The organism is Pseudomonas sp. SBB6 (assembly GCF_024213215.1).
Taxonomy (GTDB): domain Bacteria; phylum Pseudomonadota; class Gammaproteobacteria; order Pseudomonadales; family Pseudomonadaceae; genus Aquipseudomonas; species Aquipseudomonas donghuensis.
Genome location: NZ_JANAVH010000003.1, coordinates 447,482 through 465,587, shown reverse-complemented (window position 1 = coordinate 465,587; position 18,106 = coordinate 447,482). Strand labels below are relative to the sequence as shown.

11 protein-coding genes and 1 pseudogene are annotated in these 18,106 nt (G+C 63.6%); 9 read left to right on the top strand and 3 right to left on the bottom strand.

From position 1 onward, the window contains the following. Nucleotides 1-113: 113 nt before the first annotated feature. Nucleotides 114-977, bottom strand: a pseudogene (locus NLX68_RS08255) (LysR family transcriptional regulator); the annotation flags it as partial. A gap of 102 nt (nucleotides 978-1,079) precedes the next feature. Between NLX68_RS08255 and NLX68_RS08250 the strand changes: the two are divergent. The 7 genes from NLX68_RS08250 (at nucleotide 1,080) to tadA (ending at nucleotide 10,362) form a co-directional block, all read left to right on the top strand. After that, nucleotides 1,080-1,862 carry a sulfite exporter TauE/SafE family protein gene (locus NLX68_RS08250; protein WP_254283599.1) on the top strand — a complete coding sequence of 261 codons (783 nt, stop codon included), beginning with the start codon at nucleotides 1,080-1,082 and terminating at the stop codon, nucleotides 1,860-1,862. 18 nt (nucleotides 1,863-1,880) lie between these two features. After that, nucleotides 1,881-2,438, top strand: coding sequence for a sugar ABC transporter ATPase (locus NLX68_RS08245; RefSeq protein WP_115088528.1), 558 nt, complete (start codon nucleotides 1,881-1,883; stop codon nucleotides 2,436-2,438). An 85-nt stretch (nucleotides 2,439-2,523) separates the two neighbouring features. Continuing rightward, on the top strand, nucleotides 2,524-3,993 hold the full coding sequence (gene guaB / locus NLX68_RS08240; protein WP_010220150.1) for an IMP dehydrogenase: 1,470 nt from the start codon (nucleotides 2,524-2,526) through the stop codon (nucleotides 3,991-3,993). 79 nt (nucleotides 3,994-4,072) lie between these two features. Then, nucleotides 4,073-5,650 (top strand): glutamine-hydrolyzing GMP synthase, encoded by a 1,578-nt coding sequence (gene guaA / locus NLX68_RS08235; protein ID WP_115088526.1) that lies wholly within the window; start codon nucleotides 4,073-4,075, stop codon nucleotides 5,648-5,650. A 132-nt stretch (nucleotides 5,651-5,782) separates the two neighbouring features. Beyond that, complete coding sequence (locus NLX68_RS08230; protein WP_254283598.1) at nucleotides 5,783-8,371, top strand: membrane-targeted effector domain-containing toxin; 2,589 nt, start codon at nucleotides 5,783-5,785, stop codon at nucleotides 8,369-8,371. A 132-nt stretch (nucleotides 8,372-8,503) separates the two neighbouring features. Next, entirely contained in the window at nucleotides 8,504-9,880 is a 1,377-nt protein-coding gene (locus NLX68_RS08225; protein ID WP_254283597.1) for a multicopper oxidase family protein, read from the top strand. Continuing rightward, entirely contained in the window at nucleotides 9,880-10,362 is a 483-nt protein-coding gene (gene tadA, locus NLX68_RS08220; protein WP_254283596.1) for a tRNA adenosine(34) deaminase TadA, read from the top strand. Before NLX68_RS08225 ends, tadA begins: the two co-directional genes overlap by 1 nt. Nucleotides 10,363-10,452: 90 nt before the next feature. Here tadA and mltF read toward each other — a convergent pair whose 3' ends face one another. Next, a complete protein-coding gene (mltF, locus tag NLX68_RS08215; protein ID WP_254283595.1) occupies nucleotides 10,453-11,913 on the bottom strand; it encodes a membrane-bound lytic murein transglycosylase MltF in 1,461 nt (486 codons plus the stop codon). A 246-nt stretch (nucleotides 11,914-12,159) separates the two neighbouring features. On the opposite strand from mltF, the gene purL reads away from it, so the two are divergent. Further along, nucleotides 12,160-16,059, top strand: coding sequence for a phosphoribosylformylglycinamidine synthase (purL, locus tag NLX68_RS08210; protein ID WP_254283594.1), 3,900 nt, complete (start codon nucleotides 12,160-12,162; stop codon nucleotides 16,057-16,059). Nucleotides 16,060-16,061: 2 nt separating this feature from the next. Beyond that, nucleotides 16,062-16,373, top strand: coding sequence for a YqfO family protein (locus NLX68_RS08205; protein ID WP_254283706.1), 312 nt, complete (start codon nucleotides 16,062-16,064; stop codon nucleotides 16,371-16,373). Between the two features lie 61 nt (nucleotides 16,374-16,434). Here the strand turns inward: NLX68_RS08205 and nagE are convergent, their stop codons facing one another. Further along, nucleotides 16,435-18,102 (bottom strand): N-acetylglucosamine-specific PTS transporter subunit IIBC, encoded by a 1,668-nt coding sequence (gene nagE / locus NLX68_RS08200; protein ID WP_254283593.1) that lies wholly within the window; start codon nucleotides 18,100-18,102, stop codon nucleotides 16,435-16,437. Between the last annotated feature and the right edge of the window lie 4 nt (nucleotides 18,103-18,106).

Sequence of the window (18,106 nt, the reverse complement as noted above, 5' to 3'; positions counted from 1 at the left end):
TCGGCGGTGTCTTCATCGCTGGCAAGGCCAGCTCCCACAGGAGCTGTGTACTCAGGCCCATTGTGGGAGCCGGCCTTGCCGGCGATGGGCTGCGCAGCAGCCCCCATATGCAGGATGAACTGCTCAACCAAAGCCCCGGCATCGCGCCGATAGGCCAGCGCCACCGTACTGCGGCAACCCTCATCGGCCAGGGCAATGAAGCGCAGCGAAGGCGGGGCAATCTCCGCCATGCATTGCGGCAGCAAGGCCACCCCAAAGCCTGCCTGGATCAACTGCAACTGGGTGGTCTTGCGCGACACCACCCGCGCCGCCCTGGGAAAGAATCCTTCACGCATGCACAGTTCGGCTGACAGGTAACTCAGGCCGCCACGCTGGCGATGGGGGATGGAAATAAACGCCTGCTCACGCAGCTGCGCCAGGCGCACGCTGGTTTCCCGCGCCAGTGGATGATCCTCGGCGACCGCCAGCAGCAACGGCTCTTCGAACAGCGGTTGCACGCACAGGCCTTCATGTTGACGCAGGACCGGCAAGCGCAGCAGGCCGACTTCCAGTCGACCTTCAGCCAATTCCACCAACTGCGCCTCGGACGACTGTTGGGCGATCTCCATGGACACGCCCGGGTTGTCGTGCAGATAGCCGCTGAGCCGTGCCAGCAACTGCCCGGTCAATGGTACGGTGCTGGAATGGTTGAGGCGCAGGCTGCCACGCACGCCCTGGCCAACTTCACGGGCCAGGCGTTCGGCTTTTTCCAGGTCCACCAGCAAGGTCCGCGCCCTGGGCAAAAAGGCCTGGCCCGCTGCGGTGAGGCGCGGCTGGCGGGCGGTGCGCTCGAACAGCAGGGTGTCGAGCTGTGACTCCAGCTCCTTGACCTGCCGGCTCAGGGCCGACTGGGCGATGAACAGGCGTTCGGCGGCAGCGCTGAAGCTGCCGCTTTCGGCGATTTCGACGAAGTAACGCAGCTGACGGGTAGAAATCATTAGTGCTATGCCGTATCAAGATGGCTGATCAGGTAATTGCATATTAGTCGGCATGGCTTGCCTCTGGCTAAAGTTTCCCGACCTCCTCTGATGAAAGCCGCCATGATCCCGACCCTGTTTGCCCAATTGCCCTTTACCTCCCTCGACTGGCTGCCGATCCTGCTCGGCGTGGCCGCAGCCTATGTCGTTTTCGGCATCGCCGGTTTCGGCACCGCGCTGGTGGCCGGCCCCGTGCTGATCAACTTCATGCCGCTGTCGCGGATCATCCCTTTGCTGGTGTTGCTGGACTTTGTCGCCGCCTTCGGTAACTGGCTGCCGGCGCGCAAAGCGGTGGCGCGCCCGGAACTGATGCGCCTGCTGCCGTGCATGGCGTTGGGCTGCACCCTGGGCGTGGTGTTTTTGCTCAACCTCAAGTCCGACCTGTTGCTGTTGCTGATGGGTTTGTTCATCAGCGCCTACGCCCTGTACAGCCTGGCGGTGAAGGTCAAGCCGGCGCAGTTGTCGGCCGCCTGGTCGGTGCCGATGGGAACGGTGGGCGGCCTGTTCGGTGCCTTGTTCGGCAGCGGCGGCTTTCTATATGCCCTCTACCTCAATGCCCGCCTGCCCTCCAAAGAGCAGGCGCGGGCCACCCAGAGCGCGTTGATCAGCTGCAGCACCGTGGTGCGCCTGAGCCTGTTCCTGATCGCCGGCGTGTATGCCGACCTGCCGCTGTTGCTGCTGGCGCTGTGCTTGTTGCCGATGATGGCCGTCGGGCTGTACCTGGGCCGGCGCCTGACCCTGAACATGTCACGCGACACCTTCGTACGCCTGGTCACCTGGCTGGTGTTGGCCAGCGGCATTGCCCTGATCGGCCGCTACCTGAGTGAGGTAAACTGGCACCTTTGAACCTGTTTGGCCGCTGTCATGACGACCCAGAGCATTATTGTCCCGAAGATTTCCACCGTCCCCGTGCATGAGCCCCGTGCCCGGGCAATCCTGCGCTGGCTGGTGCGCGAGAAGGTCATCGAGGAGCAACTGAGCACCTGTGGCAGCACCGGCAACCGCATGGCCTATGCCATCGCCGAAGGCGCGCGCAAGGTGGTCGAACGGCCGGAACTGCTGCCGTACGACCTGCCGGTCAATGGCCTTGAGGTCATTACCAAGCGCTGTATCTATACCCCGACCGAGGGCTTTCTTGAAGAAGCCGGCTGCGCTGAATGCCGCAAGGAAGTCGGCGTGGCGCTATTCGAAAGCCTGGAGGACTGGATGCCCGGGCGCACAGAAAACTTCGTTTGCCCGTTGTGCGGCCATGAAGATGACATCAACGGTTTTCTGTTCCTCCAGCCCTGCGCGTTTTCCAACCTCGGCTTCATCTTCAATAACTGGAGTGCGGCGGGGTTCACGCAGGCTTTTCTGGATAACTTCGCCGATTGGTTGGACCAACCGGTGGCCGTCGTGCAGGTAACCCGCGAAGGTAACTGACCGAAGGCCCATCTTTGCATTGAGCGAAGGGCACTGGATGAGTATAATGGCGCGCTTCCATTTTTCCCGCCCGGGAGCCCCCGCGATGCTGCGTATCAGCCAAGAAGCCCTGACCTTCGACGACATTCTCCTAGTGCCTGGTTATTCAGAGGTGCTACCCAATGAAGTCAGTCTCAAGACCCGTTTGACCCGTGGCATCGAGCTGAATATTCCGTTGGTTTCCGCCGCCATGGATACCGTGACCGAAGCCCGTCTGGCCATTGCCATGGCTCAGGAAGGCGGCATCGGCATCATCCACAAGAACATGACCATCGAGCAGCAAGCTGCCGAAGTGCGCAAGGTCAAGAAGTTCGAGGCCGGCGTGGTCAAGGACCCGATCACCATCGAGGCCGACGCCACGGTACGTGACCTGTTCGACCTGACCCGGCTGAACAACATCTCCGGCGTACCGGTGCTGCACGATGGCGACCTGGTCGGCATCGTCACCTCCCGTGACGTGCGCTTTGAAAACCGTCTGGATGCCACCGTCCGTGAAGTGATGACGCCTAAAGAGCGCCTGGTCACGGTCAAGGAAGGCGCCGACAAGAACGAAGCCCGCGAGCTGCTGCACAAGCACCGCATCGAGCGCGTGCTGATCGTCGACGACAACTTCGCCCTCAAGGGCATGATGACCGTCAACGACATCGAAAAAGCCAAGGCCTACCCGCTGGCCAGCAAGGACGACCAGGGTCGCCTGCGCGTCGGTGCGGCGGTCGGTACCGGCAAAGACACCGGTGACCGCGTTGCGGCGCTGGTTGCCGCTGGCGTTGACGTGGTGGTGGTCGATACCGCGCACGGTCACTCCAAGGGCGTAATCGATCGCGTTCGCTGGGTCAAAGAGAACTTCCCGCAGGTTCAGGTCATTGGCGGCAACATCGCCACCGGCGCTGCCGCCAAGGCCCTGGCCGAAGCCGGCGCTGACGCGGTCAAGGTCGGTATCGGCCCGGGTTCGATCTGCACCACCCGTATCGTCGCCGGTGTCGGTGTGCCGCAGATCAGCGCCATCGCCAACGTCGCCGCAGCCCTTGAAGGCACTGGCATCCCGTTGATCGCCGACGGTGGCATCCGCTTCTCCGGTGACCTGTCCAAGGCCATCGTTGCCGGTGCTTCGGCCGTGATGATGGGCTCGATGTTCGCCGGTACCGAAGAGGCTCCGGGCGAGATCGAACTGTTCCAGGGTCGCTCCTACAAGGCTTATCGCGGCATGGGTTCGCTGGGCGCCATGTCCCAGGCCCAGGGTTCCTCCGACCGTTACTTCCAGGACTCCTCGGCCGGCGCCGAGAAGCTGGTACCGGAAGGTATCGAAGGCCGCGTGCCGTACAAGGGCACCCTGACCGCGATCATCCACCAGCTGATGGGCGGCCTGCGCTCCTCGATGGGTTACACCGGCAGCGCCAACATCGAAGAGATGCGCACCAAGCCTGAGTTCGTGCGCATCACCGGTGCCGGCATGGCCGAGTCCCACGTGCATGACGTACAGATCACCAAAGAAGCGCCAAACTACCGCGTAGGTTGATGCTTCAGGCAACACTTGCTAGCGGGGCTGTTATCGACAGCCCCGCGTCGTTTCCGATTTCCACTGACGAGATTGAGTCATGGCCCTCGACATTCACGCTCACCGCATCCTGATCCTCGACTTCGGTTCCCAGTACACCCAGCTGATCGCCCGCCGCGTGCGCGAAATCGGCGTGTATTGCGAACTGCACCCGTTCGACATGGACGATGAAGCGATTCGCGAATTCGCCCCGCGCGGCATCATCCTCGCCGGTGGCCCCGAGTCCGTGCACGAAGCCGACAGCCCGCGCGCGCCACAGGCCGTCTGGGACCTGGGCGTACCGGTGTTCGGTATCTGCTACGGCATGCAGACCATGGCCGAACAGCTGGGCGGCAAGGTTGAAGGCTCCGAGCTGCGTGAGTTCGGTTATGCCCGCGTCGATGTAGTCGGCAAGAGCCGCCTGCTCGATGGCATCGAAGACCACGTCGATGCCGACGGCGTCCTCGGCCTGGACGTGTGGATGAGCCACGGTGACAAGGTCACCCGCATCCCGGAAGAGTTCCACATCCTGGCCAGCACCCCGAGCTGCCCGATCGCCGGCATGGCCGACGACACCCGTGGCTACTACGGCGTGCAGTTCCACCCGGAAGTGACCCACACCAAGCAGGGCGGTCGCATCCTCTCGCGCTTCATCCTCGACATCTGCGGCTGCGAAGCACTGTGGACGCCGTCGCACATCGCTGAAGACGCCATCGCCCAGATCCGCGCCCAGGTTGGCAGCGACAACGTCCTGCTGGGCCTGTCCGGCGGCGTCGACTCCTCGGTGGTCGCAGCCCTGCTGCACAAGGCCATCGGCGACCAGCTGACCTGCGTGTTCGTCGACAACGGCCTGCTGCGTCTGCATGAAGGCGAGCAAGTGATGGCCATGTTCGCCGAGAACATGGGCGTCAAGGTAATCCGCGCCAACGCCGAAGAGCAGTTCCTGAGCAACCTGGCCGGCGAAGCTGACCCTGAGAAGAAGCGCAAGATCATCGGTCGCACCTTCATCGACGTGTTCGATGCCGAGTCCACCAAGCTGCACAACATCAAGTACCTGGCCCAGGGCACCATCTACCCGGACGTGATCGAGTCGGCTGGCGCCAAGAGCGGCAAGGCCCACGTGATCAAGTCGCACCACAACGTCGGTGGCCTGCCGGAAGAAATGAACCTCAAGCTGGTCGAGCCGCTGCGCGAGCTGTTCAAGGACGAAGTCCGCCGCCTTGGCCTGGAGCTGGGCCTGCCGTACGACATGGTCTACCGTCATCCGTTCCCGGGCCCGGGCCTGGGTGTGCGCATCTTGGGTGAAGTGAAGAAGGAATACGCCGACCTGCTGCGTCGCGCCGACCATATCTTCATCGAAGAGCTGCGCAAGGCCGACTGGTACCACAAGGTCAGCCAGGCCTTCGTGGTGTTCCAGCCGGTGAAATCGGTGGGCGTGGTCGGTGACGGCCGTCGTTACGCCTGGGTCGTGGCCCTGCGTGCGGTAGAGACCATCGACTTCATGACCGCGCGTTGGGCACACCTGCCTTACGAGCTGCTGGAAACCGTCAGCGGCCGGATCATCAACGAGATCGAAGGCATCTCCCGCGTTACCTACGACGTGTCGAGCAAGCCGCCAGCGACCATCGAGTGGGAATGATCCCGCCGGTTGCTTGAGAAAGCGCCATGTCCCTTCGGGGCATGGCGCTTTTTTTTGTCGCGATATTTATCTAACGCCGCGGTTCAGCGCTGTCTCGCACAGTGGGCCTCCCTTGTACCGGAGGCTATCGTCATGAACGAATCACCGATGTCCGTGTTACTGCGCAACGAACTGTCGGCCATTGCCCGGCGGGTTGTGCACGCCTTTCCCGATCTGCGCAACGAGGCTCGTGAGGCTGCAAAAAGCTTGCTGCGCGCCGAGGGTAACCTGATCGCAGATCCGGATCGCATCTACTGGCACCGCTTCTCTGGAGCGGCCAGTAGCAGCAGAACGTTTACGGGCTGGGAGCATTACGGCGCGCCTGATCAATCCATGACCTTGACGGAGCTGGTGATGCGCCGCTTTCGCGTCAGTGATCAGGACAACGCCGACCTGCTGCTCCTGTACGGCGGCTTCTACACCGCCGGGCCCGGAGCGCGACGGTTCGATGAAACCAACGAAGTACGCCTGGATCCACAGAAGGTGCTCAATGCCTTGTGGCACCTGGACTTCGGCGCGGCTTTCCAGCGACGCAGGACGGCATTCTGGAGCGATCACGGCGCTGACGTTCGCACCCTGAGCAAGCTTAACTACCTGTCCGAAGCCCTGCAGGCCGGCTTGAGCGGGCAACTGAACGAACAGCAATTGCAACTGGTGTTCGATGCCGTCGGTTTCGACAGCAGTGTCATGCCGCAGCTTCAGCATGTTGAACAGGCGAAGCCGCCCGCCGCCGGTATCCAGATCGCGGCATTGAGCCTGGCCGGGCAGGTGTCGCCTGATGTGATCTGGTTGCAAGGGGCGGGCGGTCAGCATGTGCTCTATTTGCCTGGTGCGATGCCGTCCTTCCAGGGGTTCAGCCGCCAGCACGAGGTGGCCGGGTGGTTGTTCGGCTGGCTGCAGGCGCCTGCCAGCAGCGAGCAGCTGTTAGCGCATTTCTCCAGCGATCCGCAGCACAGGCTGCGCGATCAATTCGACAGTTGGGCGAAGGGTAGCCTCCAGGCATTTGCCGCCCTGGTTCAGCGTGTGCCGATCACAGGGGAGATTTTCACCTGGATGCGCGACAACGCCAGGCAGCACATGGAGGCTGATACCGATGCTGCCTTGCGCACCAATGCCGAACTGCGTGCGCAGTTGTGGGTGGGTTACCTGGGCGTGGCTTCGCGCCTGCTCGGCGCCGTGGCGCCTGCCGGTTGGCCGTTGGCATTGCTGGCGGTGGCTGTAGGCACTGCCAGCCTTGCGTTGAACATCGAGCAGGCGGTCGATGGCGACAACCCCGAAGAGCGTCGGGCGGGCTTGCTTGGGGCCATCCTTGCCGGTGTCGATCTGCTGCTCAACCTGCCGTTTCTGCTGCCGCTGGGGCGGGGGGCGGCGCAAGAGCTGGGCCCGCTTGAAGGCAATGAGATCATCGATGTGCCCGCGGCCACGAGCGGCCCTCTGCAAGGTGTCAGTAGCCTGGCTGATGGCGCCCAGTACATCGAGCTCGAGGGCGTGCCTTACCGGGTTCGATATGATCAGGACTTGCGTACCTGGCTGATTGTTCCTGAGGACAATCCGTTTGCCTTCTATGGCGTGATTCCCGTGCGCCTGGACGAGCAGGGGCAGTGGGTCGTGCTCGAATCCGCCTGTTTGCGCGGGGGCGGCCAGTGCCTGGGAGGGCTGACGCCCGAGCCGTCGGTCGCGATGGTGGATTATTCGCCCTTCGAGGCCGCTCCAGGTCGCTATGAAGTCCCCGAACCGGCCCGGCCTGCGGTGCTGGAACTGGTCAGTGCGAGCAACCGGCGGGCGATCGGCGGTGATTACTACGACCCGGAGTCGCCGCTGATGGAAGTGCGCGATAGCCTGGAGCAGATCCGTCAGCAACTGCGCACCGATGCCGGAAATTTTTTCACCCAGGTGATGCTGCCCAGGTTCAGGCTGAACCCGCCGACCGCCGCGATCAGCCCGCAGCGGGCATTCATCGAGCTGTTCGACGAGCATGCCGGCGTGGTCATTGGCGAATCGCACGCCTCGATCGCCAGCAAGCGCTGGTTGTTGGAAAACCTCACGCCGATGTATGCCAAAGGCGTACGGACGCTTTATCTCGAGCACCTGATGACCGATCTGCACCAGGCAGACCTGGACCTTTTCTATCGCAGCGGGCGCATGAGTGCGCACCTGCGGCGCTATCTGGGCCGGCTGGATGTCGGGCATCGTACCGATCCCACTGGCCGCTACACCTTCCTTGAACTGGTGAGAAAAGCCCGGGCCAACCGTATCAGGGTACAGGCTGTGGATTGTGTGGCGAGCTATCAGTTGGAGGGCCTTGAGGTTGAGCAACCGGTCAATCCGCTGCGCCAGAAAGTCATGAACTACTATGCCAACCGGGTTATCACCGCCAGGCAAGCGGAGCCTGGCGCAGGCAAATGGGTGGCGCTGGTCGGCAACACCCACAGCAACCTGTACAAGCGCGTACCAGGGCTGGCGGAACTGCAAGGGGTGCCAGGCTTGCGCCTGGTCGATGCCGGGCCGGGGCAGGCGACCGGGATCACCCTGGATGCGGGTGAATACTATTTGCCGAGCATGGGTAACCCCGACGGTATCGTACAGGGTGACTTGCGCCTGGCATTGCAGACGCAGGATCAGCCCGTTGCGTTTCGTGACGCTATTACTGCCCCGCCAGGCGTGATAAGGCCAGGGGAGTAGGCCCTGCGGCAACTCTTCACTTAATATTTCTCAATTGCAGGTGTATCGTATTCGCCCTTCATCGCCGGTACCTTGGCGCTTTTTTCGCCAGGTGCCGGCATGTTGTTCCTGGCATTACGAGGTACCTGCTGCATGTCCTTTACCCGGCGACAAATTCTCGGTGGCCTGAGCGGCCTGGTGGCGATTGGCCTGGGCGCGGGTGGTGCGTCCCGTTACTGGCTGGGGCGCACCGATCCGAACGCCGGGCATGACTACGAACTGATCGCCGCGCCGCTGGATGTCGAGCTGGTCTCCGGATTCAAGACCGAGGCCTGGGCCTTCGGTCCGTCGGCGCCGGGTACCGAACTGCGGGTGCGCCAGGGCGAGTGGTTGCGGGTGCGTTTCATCAACCACCTGCCGGTGGCCACCACGATCCACTGGCATGGCATCCGCCTGCCGCTGGAGATGGACGGTGTGCCATACGTCTCGCAACTGCCGGTGTTGCCGGGCGAGTACTTCGACTACACGTTCCGCGTGCCGGATGCCGGCAGCTACTGGTACCACCCGCATGTGAACAGCTCCGAAGAACTCGGCCGCGGCCTGGTCGGCCCGCTGATTGTCGAGGAGCGCGAGCCTACCGGCTTCAAGCATGAACGCACCCTGAGCCTGAAGAACTGGCACGTGGACGAGCAGGGCGCGTACCTGCCTTTCAGCATCCCGCGCGAGGCCGCCCGTGGTGGCACTGCGGGCCGGCTGATCACCATCAATGGCCAGGCCAACGCCGTGGTCGACATGCCTGCCGGGCAGATCGTGCGGGTGCGCTTGCTGAACCTCGACAACACCCTGACCTACCGCATCAACCTCAAGGGCAACTTCGAGGCGAGGGTCTACGCGCTGGACGGCAACCCCATCACCCCGCGCCCGTTGGGCAAGGACTACTGGCTGGGCCCGGGCATGCGTATCTGCCTGGCGATCAAGATGCCGCCGGCCGGTGAAGAGCTGTCGCTGCGCGATGGTCCGGTGCGCCTGGGGACCCTGCGCTCGGTGGCTAGCAGCGAAGGGCCGGGCGACTGGCCGCCGGCGCTGCCGGCCAATCCGATTGCCGAGCCGGACCTGGCCAATGCCGAGAAGCTCAACTTCAATTTCGAATGGGTCGGCTCGGTCTCGGTGAACACCGAGAACGGCAAGCCGCCAAGCTTGTGGCAGATCAACGGCAAGGCCTGGGACATCACCGACAAGACCTGCGCCGATCGGCCGATCGCCACGCTGCAAAAGGGCAAGAGCTACATCTTCGAGCTGAAGAACATGACCCAGTACCAGCACCCGATTCACCTGCACGGCATGAGTTTCAAGGTGATCGGCTCGAACAAGCGCAAGATCGAACCGTACTACACCGACACCTACCTGCTGGGCAAGAACGAGCGCGCACGGGTGGCGCTGGTGGCCGATAACCCGGGGACCTGGATGTTCCACTGCCACGTGATCGACCATATGGAAACCGGCTTGATGGCCGCGATCGAGGTGGCGTGATGCGCCAACCGCAGATCATCGATCGCAGCCGCGATCAGCAGTTCATGCGCCTGGCGCTGGAGTTGGCAGCGCAAGGCGCGGCCATGGGCGAAGTGCCGGTGGGCGCGGTAGTGGTTCAGCACGGTCAGGTGATTGGCCGTGGTTTCAACTGCCCGATCAGCGGCAGCGATCCCAGCGCCCACGCCGAGATGGTCGCCATTCGTGCCGCCGCCCAGGCCGCGAGTAACTACCGCCTGCCGGGTAGCACGCTCTATGTGACCCTGGAACCGTGCAGCATGTGCGCCGGGCTGATTGTCCATTCGCGGATCAGCCGGGTGGTGTATGGCGCGCTGGAGCCCAAGGCGGGCGTGGTGCAAAGCCAGGGGCAGTTCTTTACCCAGGGGTTTCTCAATCACCGGGTGATGTTCGAGGGGGGCGTGCTGGCGGAGGAGTGCGGGGCGATTCTGTCCGAGTTCTTCAAGGCGCGGCGGGCGAAGGCCTGAGCCCATCGCCGGCTCCCACAGGTCCGGCCTATGCAAATCCATTGTGGGAGCCGGCCTTGCCGGCGATGGGGCGCGCAGCGGCCCCCAGTCTCACAACGGCGGGGTCTGCTCGCTCGGCTTGGTCTTGTTCACACCCGGCACATGCAGGTTGCTATCGGCCACCTGGCTGCCTTCAAGCTGCGGCTGGGTCACCCAGGTGAGAATGTCGTAGTAACGGCGGATGTTGGCGACGAAGTGCACCGGCTCGCCGCCGCGGGCATAACCGTAGCGGGTCTTGCTGTACCACTGCTTCTGCGACAGGCGCGGCAGCATCTTCTTCACGTCCAGCCACTTGTTCGGGTTCAGGCCCTCGCGCTTGGCCAGCTTGCGCGCATCGTCCAGGTGGCCGCTGCCGACGTTGTAGGCGGCCAGGGCGAACCAGGTGCGGTCCGGCTCCTCGATACTGTCATCCAGCTCGGATTTGACATACATGAAGTACTTGGCGCCGCCGCGGATGCTCTGCACCGGGTCCAGGCGGTTGGACACGCCCATGGCCTGGGCGGTGCGCTGGGTCAGCATCATCAGGCCGCGTACGCCGGTCTTGGAGGTGACCTCGGCCTGCCACATGGACTCCTGGTAGCCGATCGCAGCCAGCAGGCGCCAGTCGACCTGTTCCTTCTTGGCCGAGGCCTGGAAGGCTTTCTCGTAGCGTGGCAAGCGCTGCTGCAGGTGCTGGGCAAAGGTATAGGCGCCTACGTAACCCAGTACATCGACGTGCCCGTAATAGCGATCTTTCAGACGCTGCAAGGTGCCATTCTTCTGCACCTTGTCGAGAAACTCGTTGATTTCGTTGAGCAGGCTGTTGTCTTCGCCGGCGGCCACGGCCCAGCGCTGGTCGCGGGCGTCACCGAGGTCGAAGGCCACCCGTACCTTGGGGAAATACACCTGGTTCATCGCCAGTTCGTTGGAGTCGACCAGGGTCAGGTCGATCTGCCCTTCGTCGACCATGCGCAGCAGGTCGACCACTTCAACGGCGTCAGATTCTTCGTATTCGAGCGCCGGATATTGCTTTTTCAGCTCGGCCATCTGCTCGGCATGGGTACTGCCCTTGAGCACCATGATCTTCTTGCCGACCAGGTCCTTGGCGTCGGTGGGCCGTGGGCGGCCGTTGCGGTAGATGATCTGCGGGGTGACTTCCAGGTACGGGTGGGAAAAGCGCACCTGCGATTTGCGCTGCTCGCTGCTGACCAGGCCCGCTGCCGCCAGCACCGGGCCGGAAGGTTGGCCGAGCTGGTTGAACAGGTCGTCGAGGTTGTCGGCGGTCTCGATCTTCAGCTCCACGCCCAGATCGTCGGCGAAACGCTTGACCAGCTCGTACTCGAAGCCGGTTTCGCCGTTGCGGTCCTGGAAGTAGGTGGCCGGGCTGTTGCGGGTAATCACGCGCAGCACGCCATCCTCCTTGACGCGCTCGAGGGTGCTGGGTTTTTCAACACAGGCACCGAGCATCAGGAAGAGTCCGGTTGCGATGAGCCATCTGGCGCACCGCTGGCGCAAAGCGGTTTGGGCGAACATAGGTTGCAGTATACGCAAAGGACCGGTTGCGCCATATCTCGACAACGGTTTGCTTGTCTGCTAGCGATCTTTGCGTTAAGGGCGAAATGCAGATCGAAACAGGCGGTTTTTTTTGACCCCCGAGTCCGCTTTGCCGGGCCGACATGCCCAGGTGTCGCAATGCTGTGTTTCGGGTGCCGGAAGCGCTGGAATTAGGCTAGAATGCACGGCCTCTAAGCACACCCCCTTCCTGAGGCTGTCCCGACGATGTTGATCCTGCGCGGCGCTCCTGCCCTTTCTGCCTTTCGCCACGGTAAGTTAATCGAGCAACTGAGCCAGAAAGTCCCCGCTGTTAGTGGTTTGTATGCTGAATTCACGCATTTCGCCGAGGTTGACGGCGATCTGAGTGCCGACCAACAGCAAGTGCTCGCGCGCCTGCTCAAGTACGGCCCGAGCGTACCGGTGCAGGAGCCAAGCGGCCGCCTGTTCCTGGTGGTACCGCGTTTCGGCACCATCTCGCCTTGGTCGAGCAAGGCCAGCGACATCGCCCACAACTGCGGCCTGGAAAACATCCAGCGCCTGGAGCGGGGCATTGCCTACTACGTCAGCGGTGAACTGAGCGACGCCGATGCCGCCGTCGTTGCCGACGTCCTGCACGACCGCATGACCCAACTGGTGCTGAGCAAGCTCGAAGAGGCCGCCAGCCTGTTCAGCCACGCCCAGCCCAAGCCGCTGACCGCCGTCGACATCCTCGGTGGTGGCCGCGCCGCCCTGGAAAAAGCCAACGTCGAACTGGGCCTGGCCCTGGCCGAAGACGAGATCGACTACCTGGTCACCAGCTTCCAGGGGCTCAAGCGCAACCCGCACGATATCGAACTGATGATGTTCGCCCAGGCCAACTCCGAGCACTGCCGCCACAAGATCTTCAACGCCAGTTGGGATATCGACGGCCAGAGCCAGGAAAAAAGCCTGTTCGGCATGATCAAGAACACCTACCAGATGCACAACGAAGGCGTGCTGTCCGCTTACAAGGACAACGCTTCGGTGATCGTCGGTTCCGTCGCTGGGCGCTTCTTCCCGAACCCTGAAACCCGCCAGTACGGCGCGGTGCAGGAGCCTGTGCACATCCTGATGAAGGTCGAGACCCACAACCACCCGACCGCCATCTCGCCGTTCTCCGGCGCTTCCACCGGTTCCGGTGGCGAAATCCGTGACGAAGGCGCTACCGGCCGCGGTGCCAAGCCCAAGGCTGGCCTGACCGGTTTCACCGTCTCCAACCTGCGCATCCCGGGCTTCGAACAGCCATGGGAAAAGGCCTACGGCAAGCCGGACCGCATCGTCAACGCCCTCGACATCATGGTCGAAGGCCCGCTGGGCGGCGCCGCGTTCAACAACGAATTCGGCCGTCCAGCCCTGACCGGCTACTTCCGTACCTTCGAGCAGTCGATCAATACCCCGCACGGTGAAGAAGTGCGCGGTTATCACAAGCCGATCATGCTGGCTGGTGGCCTGGGCAACATCCGCGAAGATCACGTGCAGAAGGCCGAAATTACCGTCGGCGCCAAGCTGATCGTGCTCGGTGGCCCGGCCATGCTCATCGGCCTGGGTGGCGGCGCGGCTTCGTCGGTCGATACCGGCGCCAGCTCCGCTGACTTGGACTTCGCCTCGGTACAGCGCGAGAACCCGGAAATGGAGCGCCGCTGCCAGGAGGTCATCGACCGCTGCTGGCAGCTGGGCGACAAGAACCCGATCGCCTTCATCCATGACGTCGGTGCCGGCGGTATTTCCAACGCCTTCCCGGAGCTGGTCAACGACGGTGGCCGTGGTGGCCGCTTCGAACTGCGCAACGTGCCCAACGACGAGCCGGGCATGGCCCCGCACGAGATCTGGAGCAACGAATCCCAGGAACGTTACGTGCTGGCGGTGAGTGCAGGCGACTTCGAGCGCTTCCAAGCCATCTGCGAGCGTGAGCGCTGCCCGTTCGCGGTGGTCGGCGAGGCCACTGCCGAGCCGCACCTGACCGTTACCGACAGCCACTTCGGCAACACCCCGGTGGACATGCCACTCGACGTGCTGTTGGGCAAGCCGCCGCGCATGCACCGTTCGGTGACCCGCGAAGCGGAGCTGGGCGATGACTTCGACCCAAGCACCCTGGAACTGAACGACTCGGTCGAGCGCGTCCTGCGTCACCCGGCCGTTGCCAGCAAGAGCTTCCTGATCACCATCGGCGACCGCACCATTACCGGCCTGGTTGCCCGTGACCAGATGGTTGGCCCGTGGCAGGTACCGGTGGCCGACTGCGCCGTCACCGCCACCAGCTTCGACGTCTACACCGGCGAAGCCATGGCCATGGGCGAGCGCACCCCGCTGGCCCTGCTCGACGCCCCGGCGTCCGGGCGCATGGCAATCGGCGAGACCCTGACCAACCTGGCCGCCGCGCACATCGGCAAGCTGTCCGACATCAAGCTGTCGGCCAACTGGATGTCCGCTGCCGGCCACCCGGGTGAAGATGCCCGTCTGTACGACACCGTCAAGGCTGTCGGCATGGAACTGTGCCCGGAGCTGGGCCTGACCATTCCGGTGGGCAAGGACTCGATGTCGATGAAGACCAAGTGGAGCGAAGAGGGCGCGGAGAAGAGCGTCACCTCGCCGATGTCGCTGATCGTCAGCGGCTTCGCCCCGGTCCTCGACGTGCGCAAGACCCTGACCCCGCAACTGCGCATGGACAAGGGCGAGACCGACCTGATCCTGATCGACCTGGGCCGCGGCAAGAACCGCATGGGCGCCTCGATCCTGGCCCAGACCCACGGCAAGCTGGCCGCCGTGGCCCCGGACGTCGACGACGCCGAGGACCTCAAGGCCTTCTTCGCCGTGATCCAGGGCCTGAACGCCGACGGTCACCTGCTGGCCTACCACGACCGTTCCGACGGCGGCCTGCTGACCACCGCGCTGGAGATGGCTTTCGCCGGTCATTGCGGCCTGGACCTGGAACTGGACACCCTGACCAGCAAGCGCGAGAAAGTCGCCGCCATCCTCTTCAACGAAGAGCTGGGTGCGGTGATCCAGGTGCGTCAGGACGCCACTCCCGACGTGCTGGCCCAGTTCAGCGCTGCCGGCCTTGGCGAAGACTGCGTCGCGGTGATCGGTCAGCCGATCAACAACGGTGAAGTGCTGATCAAGCTGGCCGGTGAAGAGCTGTTCAAGGGCGACCGTCGCCTGCTGCAACGCCAGTGGGCCGAGACCAGCTACCAGATCCAGCGCCTGCGCGACAACGCCGACTGCGCCGACCAAGAGTTCGACGTGCTGCTGGAAGAAGACAACCCGGGCCTGAGCGTCAAGCTTGGCTTCGACGTCAACCAGGACATCGCCGCGCCCTACATCAAGAAGGGCGTGCGCCCGCAGGTGGCAGTGCTGCGCGAGCAGGGCGTCAATGGCCAGGTCGAAATGGCGGCAGCCTTCGACCGTGCCGGCTTCAACGCCATCGACGTGCACATGAGCGATATCCTCGCCGGTCGCGTTGACCTCAACGACTTCAAGGGCCTGGTGGCCTGCGGTGGCTTCTCCTACGGTGACGTGCTCGGCGCCGGTGAGGGCTGGGCCAAGTCGGCGCTGTTCAACGCCCGTGCCCGTGATGCCTTCCAGGGCTTCTTCGAGCGTACCGACAGCTTCACCCTGGGTGTGTGCAACGGTTGCCAGATGATGTCCAACCTGCACGAACTGATTCCGGGCAGCGAGTTCTGGCCGCACTTCGTGCGTAACCGTTCCGAGCAGTTCGAGGCCCGTGTGGCCATGGTCGAAGTGCAGAAGTCGAACTCGATCTTCCTGCAGGGTATGGCCGGTTCGCGCATGCCGATCGCCATCGCCCACGGTGAAGGCCATGCCGAGTTCGCCAGCGAAGAAGCCCTGCTCGAAGCTGACCTGTCCGGTTGCGTGGCCCTGCGCTTCGTCGACAACCACGGCAAGGTCACCGAGAGCTACCCGGCCAACCCGAACGGCTCGCCGCGCGGGATCACCGGCCTGACCAGCCGCGACGGTCGCGTCACCATCATGATGCCGCACCCTGAGCGGGTCTTCCGTGCCGTGCAGAACTCCTGGCGTCCGGATGACTGGAACGAAGACGCGGCGTGGATGCGCATGTTCCGCAACGCTCGCGCGTGGGTGAACTAAGGGTGTACAAGCTCGCCTTCTTCGTCCCGCCAAGCCATGTGGAGGTGGTCAAGGCCGCTGTGTTCGCCGCAGGCGGCGGGCGCATCGGCGACTATGACTGCTGCGCCTGGCAGGTGCTGGGCCAGGGCCAGTTCCGCCCACTGGACGGCAGCCAGCCGTTCCTCGGGCAGACTGGCGTGGTCGAGCAGGTCGAAGAGTGGCGGGTCGAGCTGGTGGTGGCCGAGGAGTTGATTGGCTCGGTGGTCGCTGCCCTCAAGCGCAGCCACCCTTATCAAACCCCGGCTTATGAGGTCTGGCAGCTAGCGGACTTCTAAGGGCCTCATCGCGGGGCAAGCCCGCTCCCACAGTGGGAGCGGGCTTGCCCCGCGATGCTTTTCAGCCCTGCAATGCCTGACTCAAGGCAGCAGCACGCTTGCCCATCAACAGATGCCAGGTCCCATCCGCCAGCGGACTGACCCCCTGACACCCCAGCGCCAGCAGGCGCTCACGCGCCACCTTGCGCGCATCCTTGAGCTCGATCCGCACGCGGGTCAGGGCCACGCACTCCACCTTCAGCAGATTATCCTTGCCGCCCAGGGCGCTGAGCCAATCGTCAGCGGCCATGGTTTCTGTGGCCTCGATTTTTGCTTGTGGCTGCTCAACAGCGTTCGCCAGGGCATGCGGCAGCTGGTTGCGAATTTCGTCGGCAATGGTATCGGCCAGCGGCCCGACCACCACCTGCAGGCTGCCACCGGAACCTGGCCGCACTACGGCCATGGCGCCGAGGGTTTTCAGCGCGGCATCCTGAGCCAGGCTACGGTCGTTAAGCAGCAGGCGCAGACGGGTGGTGCAGGCGTCCACCGAGAGCAGGTTAGCGGCGCCGCCAAGGGCATCGATGTAGCGCTTGCCGCGTGGCGCGCTATTGTCCTGGGCCGGCGCTTCTTCGCTGGGCTGATCTTCACGACCCGGGGTTTTCAGATCGAAGCGGCGGATACAGAAGTCGAAAACGAAGTAGTACACCAGCGCATACAAAAGCCCTACCGGGAACACCATCCAGCCATTGGTTGAACGGCCCCAGCCCAGGGCCATGTCGATGGCGCCACCGGAGAAGGTAAAGCCCAGGCGGATGTTGAGCAGGTCGCACAGGGCCATGGAAAGGCCGGTGAGCACGGCGTGGATCAGGTAGAGCATCGGCGCGAGGAACATGAAGGCGAACTCGACAGGCTCGGTGACCCCGGTCAATGCCGAGGTCAGGGCCATCGATAGCAGGATCCCACCGATCAGCTTGCGCCGCGCCGGCAGGGCATGGCGGTACATGGCCAGGCACGCAGCGGGCAGGCCGAAGATCATCATCGGGAACATCCCGGCCAGGAACTGGCCGGCCCGGGGATCACCGGCGAAATAGCGGCTGATGTCGCCGGTCACCGTCAGGCCATTGGCACCCTCGAAACTACCGAAGACGAACCACACCAGATTGTTGAGGATATGGTGCAGGCCGGTGACGATCAGCAGGCGGTTAAGCACGCCAAAGAAGAACGCGCCGATGCTACCGCTGTCGAGCAGCAGCTGGCCCAGGCTGTTGATGCCGTTCTGCAGCGGTGGCCAGATCAAGCCGAACAGCAAGCCCAGGCCAACCGCTGAAAGGCCGGTGGCAATCGGCACGAAACGCCGGCCACCGAAGAAGGCCAGGTACTCGGGCAGCTTGATGTCCTTGAAACGGTTGTACAGCGCGCCGCCGAGCAGGCCTACGATAATCCCCGCGAGCATGCCCATGTCGATGTTCGGGTCGATCACCTTGAGGGTCGACACCAGCACCAGGTAGCCGATGGCCCCGGCCAGGCCCGCCGTACCGTTGTTGTCGCGGGCAAAGCCGACGGCGATGCCGATAGCGAAAATCAGCGCCAGGTTGGCGAAGATCGCGTTGCCGGCATCGTGGATCAGGGCGATGTTCAACAGGTCGGTGTCGCCCAGGCGCAGCAGCAGGCCGGCAATCGGCAGGATGGCGATGGGCAGCATGAGGGCGCGGCCGAGCCGTTGCAGGCCCTGGATGAAGTGCTGGTACATGGTG

Bases quoted from the DNA above. Each gene is read 5' to 3' on its own strand.
- NLX68_RS08250 (WP_254283599.1), top strand. From the start codon at position 1,080: ATGATCCCGACCCTGTTTGCCCAATTGCCCTTTACCTCCCTCGACTGG.
- NLX68_RS08245 (WP_115088528.1), top strand. From the start codon at position 1,881: ATGACGACCCAGAGCATTATTGTCCCGAAGATTTCCACCGTCCCCGTG.
- guaB (WP_010220150.1), top strand. From the start codon at position 2,524: ATGCTGCGTATCAGCCAAGAAGCCCTGACCTTCGACGACATTCTCCTA.
- guaA (WP_115088526.1), top strand. From the start codon at position 4,073: ATGGCCCTCGACATTCACGCTCACCGCATCCTGATCCTCGACTTCGGT.
- NLX68_RS08230 (WP_254283598.1), top strand. From the start codon at position 5,783: ATGAACGAATCACCGATGTCCGTGTTACTGCGCAACGAACTGTCGGCC.
- NLX68_RS08225 (WP_254283597.1), top strand. From the start codon at position 8,504: ATGTCCTTTACCCGGCGACAAATTCTCGGTGGCCTGAGCGGCCTGGTG.
- tadA (WP_254283596.1), top strand. From the start codon at position 9,880: ATGCGCCAACCGCAGATCATCGATCGCAGCCGCGATCAGCAGTTCATG.
- mltF (WP_254283595.1), bottom strand. From the start codon at position 11,913: ATGTTCGCCCAAACCGCTTTGCGCCAGCGGTGCGCCAGATGGCTCATC.
- purL (WP_254283594.1), top strand. From the start codon at position 12,160: ATGTTGATCCTGCGCGGCGCTCCTGCCCTTTCTGCCTTTCGCCACGGT.
- nagE (WP_254283593.1), bottom strand. From the start codon at position 18,102: ATGTACCAGCACTTCATCCAGGGCCTGCAACGGCTCGGCCGCGCCCTC.